The organism is Parvibaculum sedimenti (assembly GCF_009184905.1).
Taxonomy (GTDB): domain Bacteria; phylum Pseudomonadota; class Alphaproteobacteria; order Parvibaculales; family Parvibaculaceae; genus Parvibaculum; species Parvibaculum sedimenti.
Window position 1 is genome coordinate 1 of the sequence record NZ_WESC01000028.1, and the last position, 7,297, is coordinate 7,297.

A 7,297-nucleotide genomic window follows, 5' to 3' on the forward strand; every position below is an offset into this window, starting at 1 on the left:
AACCGATCCTCATCACCGGAGAGCCGCTGAAACAGCTCAATGAATAGTTATTGGGCTGAGTTTTTCAACGATATCGGGCCGGAAGCGGACGGGTGGCTTTCAGTTCGGATTATCATGAGAGCGGACATCTGCACGTCATAGGGGGCTCACGGCCGCCGTTGGGCCGGCTTCGGGATGGAACCTATCGGCGCTCGAGGGGGGCAGCCGGATTTTCCACTAACAAGCACGTTGCAGATTTCGCCAGTTCCAACGATATCTTAGGCAACGAGTTATCTTGACGGGGGATGCAACTGGCTAGCGACACAGCACGGACACCTGAAATGAACGCGGGTGGGCGGGCAACCGAAGGCGGAATGGACTTCCAGGCCGAGGTCGGCACTTGGCTTGCCGCCCATCTGCTGGCGCGGATGCCGATTGGTGGGCGTTTCGGTCTCGCCAATACCGCCTTGCCGGTCTCGATCCAGCTCGAAACCGGCGATGGGCTCGACGACATCCGATTGGAACTGGACGACGCCAGCCGCATCGACCTGCAGAGCAAGACTAGCGCCGGGCTGGCCACCAATCCCAAGAGCCCGCTCGGCAAGACCCTCAGCCAACTCGTTCGCGTCATGATCGACGCCCGCGCCGCCGGCGTTGTGGTCGATCCGGCGAAAGCTCGGGCTGTACTGGCGGTAGCGGCCAATGCGCCGCGCACGCTCAACGTGCTGGAGCGCGGGTGCCGATCATTCGATCTTGGCGGCAGCTGGGCAACCACCAAGGCCGGGCGGTCCTCGGCCGAGCGCGACGCGCTCGATCTCTTCGAGAACCATGCGCGAACCGCATGGGCGACGCATTCGGCCACGCCGCCGACCGACGACGAGCTCGCGACGATGGCGCGGCTGTTCCGCATCGTGCGCTTCTCGATGAACGAGGGCGAGGACAATTGGCGCGAAGCCTCGCGGCTCCTCGGCGCACGGCTCTATGGTGCCGAATCTGCCGGAGACGCGCCCTTGCGTGAGTTGAAGAGTATCATCCGCGGCATGATCGGTAGCGGCGCGCCTGCGAATCGCGCTGGCTTGCTGCGCGAGCTTCGCCGGCTTGGCCAAAATGACGTCGGCGCCGCCGACTACACCGCAGATCTGGAGCGCCTGTGGGCCGCGACCGAGGCCGAGCTTGTGCGCCTCATGGGACACACGCGCCTGCCGATTGCCGGCGGCATTCCGATCGCGCGGGCCAGCGACGGGCCGCTTGGCGCGGCGGTCGATACAGGCTCGCTGATCGTCATCGGTGAGCCCGGCGCCGGCAAGACCGGTGCACTGGTTGCGCTGGCCCAGGCGCGCCGCGCGGTGGGAGATACGGTGGTGTTCCTCTCGGTGGATCGCTTTCCGGGCGTCGCCATCGCCGCCAACCTCCAGTCCGAGCTGGGATTGGCGCATCCGCTCACCGAGGTGCTGGCCGCGGCGCCGGGCTCAGGACGCAAGCTGCTCATCATCGATGCGCTGGATGCTGCGCGTGGTGGTCCGGCGGAAGGCGTCTTCGCCCAGCTGATCGAGACGCTGGGTGCGGCGGCACCGGACTGGACCGTCATCGCCTCGATCCGCATGTTCGATCTGCGCAACGGTCGGCGGTTCCGCGACGCCATGCCAGGCACTCCACCCGATCCGGTTTATGCGGAAACGGGCTTGGGCAATGTCCGGCATTTCCTGGTGCCGCGACTCGCGGACGATGATCTCGACGCCGCCGGCATTGCTGCCGCCACTCTTGGCACGTTGCTTGCCGCCGCACCCGAAAAGCTGCGTGACCTGCTGCGCAACGTCTTCAACCTCTCGCTCGCCGCGCAACTGCTCGCCGATGGCGCGAGCCCCGACAGCATCCGCACCGTCGCCACCCAGTCCGACCTGATCGACGCCTATGAGGATCGCCGGCTCGCCGGCACACCCGCGCATCAGGCCGCGGCCGCGACGGTCGGCGCGATGGTTGCGCGGCGCCGGCTCGCGGTGCGCAAGGTGGTCGTCGGGCACGATCAGCTAGATGCGGTCATTCAGACCGGCGTGCTCGCCGAGTCCGGCGATCTCGTCAGCTTCGCCCATCATGTGCTGTTCGACCATGTCGCCGGCCGCTTCTTTCTCGAATGGGACGATCCCGCGCGGCTCATTCCGCAGCTCGGCGGCGACAGCTCGATCGCGCTCATGCTCGCGCCGGCGCTGCGCTTCGCGATCGAGCGGCTGTGGCGCCAGGACGCCGAGAGCAAGGCGCAGGTCTGGCGCCTGGTCGCCGATATCTACGCCGATCCGGCGGTCGATCCCGTGCTCGCCAATGTCGCGCTGCGCACCGCTACCGAGCGCGTGGCGACGTCGGCCGATGTCGCGGGACTGGTCGAGCTGATCGCGGGTCGCCCAAGTGACGAAGCGCTGGCAACGATGCTCTCGCGACTCGCCCGCTTCGTCGGCTTGGCGGTCGATGCCGCCGGCAGCATTGTGCCGGAAGAAGCGCTCGCCTGGGCGATGGTCGCCGACGCCGCGATCAGGGTGGGCTCGCGCGACCTTTCCGACGCGACACGCTTCCTGCTCCACACCTTGTTCGACAAGGGCGACCTTGCCGAGCCCACACTGCTCGACGTTTTTGGCCGCGCCGCGCGTGCGCTGCTCGCCTTTGCTTGGGCCGCCGATCCGCCGATGCAGCAGACGGCGACCAACGCGATCCGCTTCGTCGGCAAGAGCTTCGCGGCCGATCCCGCCGCGTCGCGGGCGCTGCTCGACCGGATGCTCCGCGACCCGCATTTCTCGGCCCATGCCGACAAGGAAGCGACCTGGCTTTCCGAGCAGATCATGCCGATCGCACGGGCCGACGCCGATTTCGCGATCGAGATCTACAGAGTGCTCTACTCGCGCGACATCACCGACAACAGCACCTCGTTCATGGGCGGGCAGGCGAGCCGGATCATGCCACTCTCGTCCAACCGCAGCCAGGATTACCGTCACTGCCGCTACAATCTGGGCCGGCGGGTCACGCGCCTCCTCGATCTGTCGGTGCCGCTCGGCACGCGCGCGATTGTCGAGGCATCGCTCGGTGACACCGATCGCGCGATGCCCTTGTGCGACGTTCGCAAACAGGTCGTCGTGCCGGGCCACGCGCCGTTCGACCTGCTCGGCCACGATCATGAGTATAAAGCCTGGGACGATACCGAGGATCGCCACGGCACGCAGGACGACGATGTGCTCGCGCAGCTCGTCGCGCATCTGCGTAGCTGCTCGCCTACCGCCTTTGCCGAGACGGTCGATGCAGCCGCAACCGGCTATGCCGGGCCGGCGGTGTGGACGCGTATCCTCGGCGTCGGCGCCGAGCGCGTCGGCCAGGTCGCCGACCGGTTGTGGCCGTTCGCATGCAACATCACGATCCTTGCGCATGGAGACATCGTACGCGACGCCATCCGCTTTCTGGCCGCGGTCTATCCGACGCGTTCGCTTTCCGAGCGGGCGGCATTTGAGGACGAAGCGCTGCGGGCCGGTCTGTTTACGGATGAAGCCGAGAAGCGCTGGTGGCGCCGCACGCTCAGCCGCTTCCTGTCGCTTGTCGATGCTGACGCGATCGCGACCGATCCGATGCGTGCGCTGCGCGAGGAACTAGTGGCGGCGGACGAACTGGCCGGCAATCCGCCGACGCGCTCGATGTCGGTGCGCTGGGGATCGTCGCGCGGGGTCGCGCGCCGCCTGCTCGCCGACCAAGGCGTCGATGTCGAGGAAGGCGTGGACGCGCAGATGTTGTCCCGGTCCGAGGCGCTCTACGAGAAAGTGAAGGCCACGCCATCGGACAGTGGCGGCACGGCGCTCGCCGAGCTTTGGGCGGAAGTGTCGGCGACGATCGCGTTCTATGACGCCCACGCCGATACGCTGCACGAGAAGGTCGAGCAGCCGGTCTGGGGGCATGTCAGCAATGCCGTCGAACGCATCGCCGGTGCGAAGGCCTATGCGCCCGGAGTCGATGGCATGCCGCTGATCGAGGAACTGCTCGCCTTGTTGCGGCGGCTATGGGCGAGCAGCTTCCCGGAGGCCAAGGAGAAAAGCGAGGATTCCAGCCTGAGCTGGGGAAATTGGGAAGTCCGCGTCTATGCGGCCGACGCCTATGTCTCGCTCGCTGACCGGTTCGGCGAAGATCGTGGCGAGATCGTCGACATGTTCGATGCGATCCTCGCCGATCCGACGCCGCAGGTCCGCCTGCAGGCGGCGCAGAACCTGCAGGTGCTGAGCCGCATTGCGCTCGGCAAAATGTGGGCGCTTGCCGAGCTCGTCGCGCGCGACGAGCCGCACATCGGCGTGCTCAGCGCATTCCTGCACAATGTCATCCCGCGCTTCACTTGGCATGATGTCGAAAAGTGCAAGGCGATCATCGAGATCGTGCGCGCCCGCCGCGAGGCGGTCGAGCGCGACGACAAGCCCGGCCGCGACGAAGTCGCCGAACAGCTCGGCGGCCTGACCGCGCAGCTTTGGTGCTGGCAGGAAGAAGCCATCGCGCTCGAATGGCTCAAGGCCTGGGCCGGTGCCCCCGCCGCGCACCGCGAGTTCTTCACCTCCTTCCTGTCGATGCTGCGCGGCGCCTTCTTCGCCCGCTATGCGAGCGGCGAGGAGCGCGATGTCGGGCTTGCCGATCGCTCGCAACAGGCGGCAATGGTCATCCTGCAGGCGTGCTCGGCGGCGGCCGAAGCCAGCCATGCTGCAGCGACGGGCGGGTCGGTAGAGGGCGTCGAGCGAGATGCCACTATCGCCACCTACAGGGCGGCGGAGTCGGTGATCGGCCACCTTATGAATCAGCTCTACTTCGGCTCGGGCGCATATGCCGATAACTGCGAGGCGGCGGCAGGGCTTATGTCGGTCGACTCAATGCGCCGGTTCCTTGTCGATTATCGCCCGATGCTCGCGCTGCTGGCGGCATCGCATGAACCTTCGACGCACCATCACCTCGTCGAACTCTACGAGTTTCTAATCCCCGGCGATCCGGCCGGCGTGTTCGACGCGCTTCATGCATTGCTTACAGGCCCTGCCGCGCGAGAAGGCTATCATCACGAAAGTCTTGCTGCGCCGGTCATCGTGCGGATGATTACCCGCTACATCGCCGATCACCGCTCGATCTTTGAAGATGACAAGCGCCGATCTGCGCTCGTCGAGATCCTGCGCCTGTTCTCCGACGTGGGTTGGTCGGACGCGTTGAAGCTGATCTATGACCTCCCCGACTTGCTTCGCTAACCATGCCCCCCTGCCACAGGAGATCCAGGACGATCTGCTGTTAAGCGAACGACCGCTTTCGGCGCACTTTCTAAGATATCCGCCGGGCGACCCGGCCGCAGATTTCGGCCGAAGACAAGATCCAGATCGTACTTGAGGGTTTGCGGGGCGATGACAGCATTGCCGATCTTTGCCAATGCGAAGGGATCGCGCGCAGCCTTTACTTCACCTGCTCCAAGAGTTCATGGAGGCCGGCAAGCGGCGCTTTTCAGGTGATACGGCACGCGGAGCAAGTTCGAACAAGGTGCGAGACCTGCATTGGCAGACCAGCGCCTCACGGAATGCGTGGCTGGCCTGACCATAGAAAATTGCCTGCTTAAGACGCATGATTAGGTTTTGCGGGGGATATTGAAGGAAGCATACCGCATCCGAGAAGCTCGCGATTGTCCGGCTGGTCGAGCAGTCGGATCGCCGGCGCGCCAAAATTCGTGTATGTATGCGATCACGTAACGAGGTGCATATGGCGCTCACCGAAGTAGCAATCCCCCAAAATCTGATCGACGATCTGAGCAAGAGTTTTCGTCAAGGACCGATGCTCGACGCCGGCGGACGGCGCATGCTCCCCGAGGAAGCCGTCGCCAAGATCAATGGCATGAGCATCGTAATCCAAGCGCTCGAGCACCCACCTCCGCATTTCCACGTCCGCTTTGCCGGTAGCAATGCGAGTTTCAGCATTGAGGACGGTTCGCGGCTTCCGAATGTGAAGGGTCTTGAGAAGTACGAGCGCAACATCCGTAAATGGTGGTCTGAGAACCGCTGCGCCCTCATCGAGACCTGGAATCGAACCCGACCAGACAACTGCCCCGTTGGGCCTATGGCTGTCCCGCCCGACTGCTTGCCTAACACGGAAAAGCCTGACCGAGGGTAGGCCGCCTACTCGCCGCCGAGCCCCTACATCTCCATAACCCCCGTAAGGACGGCATTGGACTGCTCGAACTTCTCGCGCTGTCCTTGGATGCCATACGCCCACTTTAGGCCGTGATGGAGGTTGTTGCGAAAGCGATAGACGATGATGAGCACTCCGACCGCAACCTCGGCCGGCTCGTTCGTCCCGCCGGTCAGCACCGACTTCACCAACTCCTCGCGGTCAGATTTTCCACGCAACCTTAGCCCGTCGTAGTGGTGGGTGAAATCATTGTCACGGAAGTAGCGGCCACGAAAATAGGCGTAGGCATCGGCAAGCCGTGCGATATCTAGGCCCCGTCCTTTGCCATGGCGGCAGTGGCTTCTACGGTAGCACCCGCGCAGCCTGTGGTGTTGAGAGCGCGTTGCTCGAACAGTGCCCATAGCAGGGCGAAGTGGCTGATCGCCGTCCGATCCGCTTCGGCCAGTTCGCGAATACGTAGACCTTCTCCTCCAGCCACGCGATCGGGTCCATTTAATCCTCCTTGATGCACGTAATCATGGACTCAGTTGGTCCGCTCGTCACATTTGCCGCCGGGCGATGTAGCCTGACGGGTTTGGACTTATCTGGAAGTACGCACACTGACGCGGCCACAATCGCTGTGGCGTAGGTTAACAGCAAGTCGCCGCGCGGCCTTGCATCAGGTCCTCACCGTTGCCGTGGCGTCACGCGGGCGGGGACGCCATCGTGGTCAGAAGACAATGTCCGCCTTTCGGATTTGCAGTTCCGTCTTGGATGGCCGGAACGGGGCGTTTAGTTGCCATTCAAGAGGGCCTTACGCAACTTCTGAGGGGGGAAAGACGATAGAATTAACTCAACAAAATTCGAACTTTTTCGCCGCCGAACGCCACCGTTTCTGCGCTTTTCTACACGCTGGCCAGCCTGTAACAGACGCATAGGCGTGCGCTCGGCGGTTATAGCGTATTATGGAGGGCAATCGGCGGTATTTGGCGCGCCGTACGGATTCGAACCTTTATGTCGAAGTAGTGCGTTGTAACAAACGAGCATTAAGCCAGCTAAATAGTATTCGATCACAGATGAGATGACCGCTCCTGACGGATATCGTTGAAAAACTCAGCCCAATAACTATTCATTGAGCTGTTTCAGCGGCTCTCCGGTGATGAGGATCGGTTAT

3 protein-coding genes and 1 pseudogene are annotated in these 7,297 nt (G+C 63.7%); 3 read left to right on the forward strand and 1 reads right to left on the reverse strand.

Annotation, left to right across the window (positions count from 1 at the left end; translation table 11 throughout):
* Window positions 1-353 precede the first annotated feature (353 nt).
* The 3 genes and pseudogenes from F2P47_RS17390 (at window position 354) to F2P47_RS17395 (ending at window position 6,126) form a co-directional block, all read left to right on the forward strand.
* Window positions 354-5,219: a P-loop NTPase family protein gene (locus tag F2P47_RS17390; protein WP_246176965.1), complete on the forward strand. Its 4,866-nt coding sequence runs from the start codon at window positions 354-356 to the stop codon at window positions 5,217-5,219.
* A 77-nt stretch (window positions 5,220-5,296) separates the two neighbouring features.
* Window positions 5,297-5,607, forward strand: a pseudogene (locus F2P47_RS18000) (transposase); the annotation flags it as partial.
* A 111-nt stretch (window positions 5,608-5,718) separates the two neighbouring features.
* On the forward strand, window positions 5,719-6,126 hold the full coding sequence (locus F2P47_RS17395; RefSeq protein WP_185681193.1) for a DUF4160 domain-containing protein: 408 nt from the start codon (window positions 5,719-5,721) through the stop codon (window positions 6,124-6,126).
* 23 nt (window positions 6,127-6,149) lie between these two features.
* Here the strand turns inward: F2P47_RS17395 and F2P47_RS17400 are convergent, their stop codons facing one another.
* Entirely contained in the window at window positions 6,150-6,362 is a 213-nt protein-coding gene (locus F2P47_RS17400) for a hypothetical protein (RefSeq protein ID WP_152217662.1), read from the reverse strand.
* Window positions 6,363-7,297 lie beyond the last annotated feature (935 nt).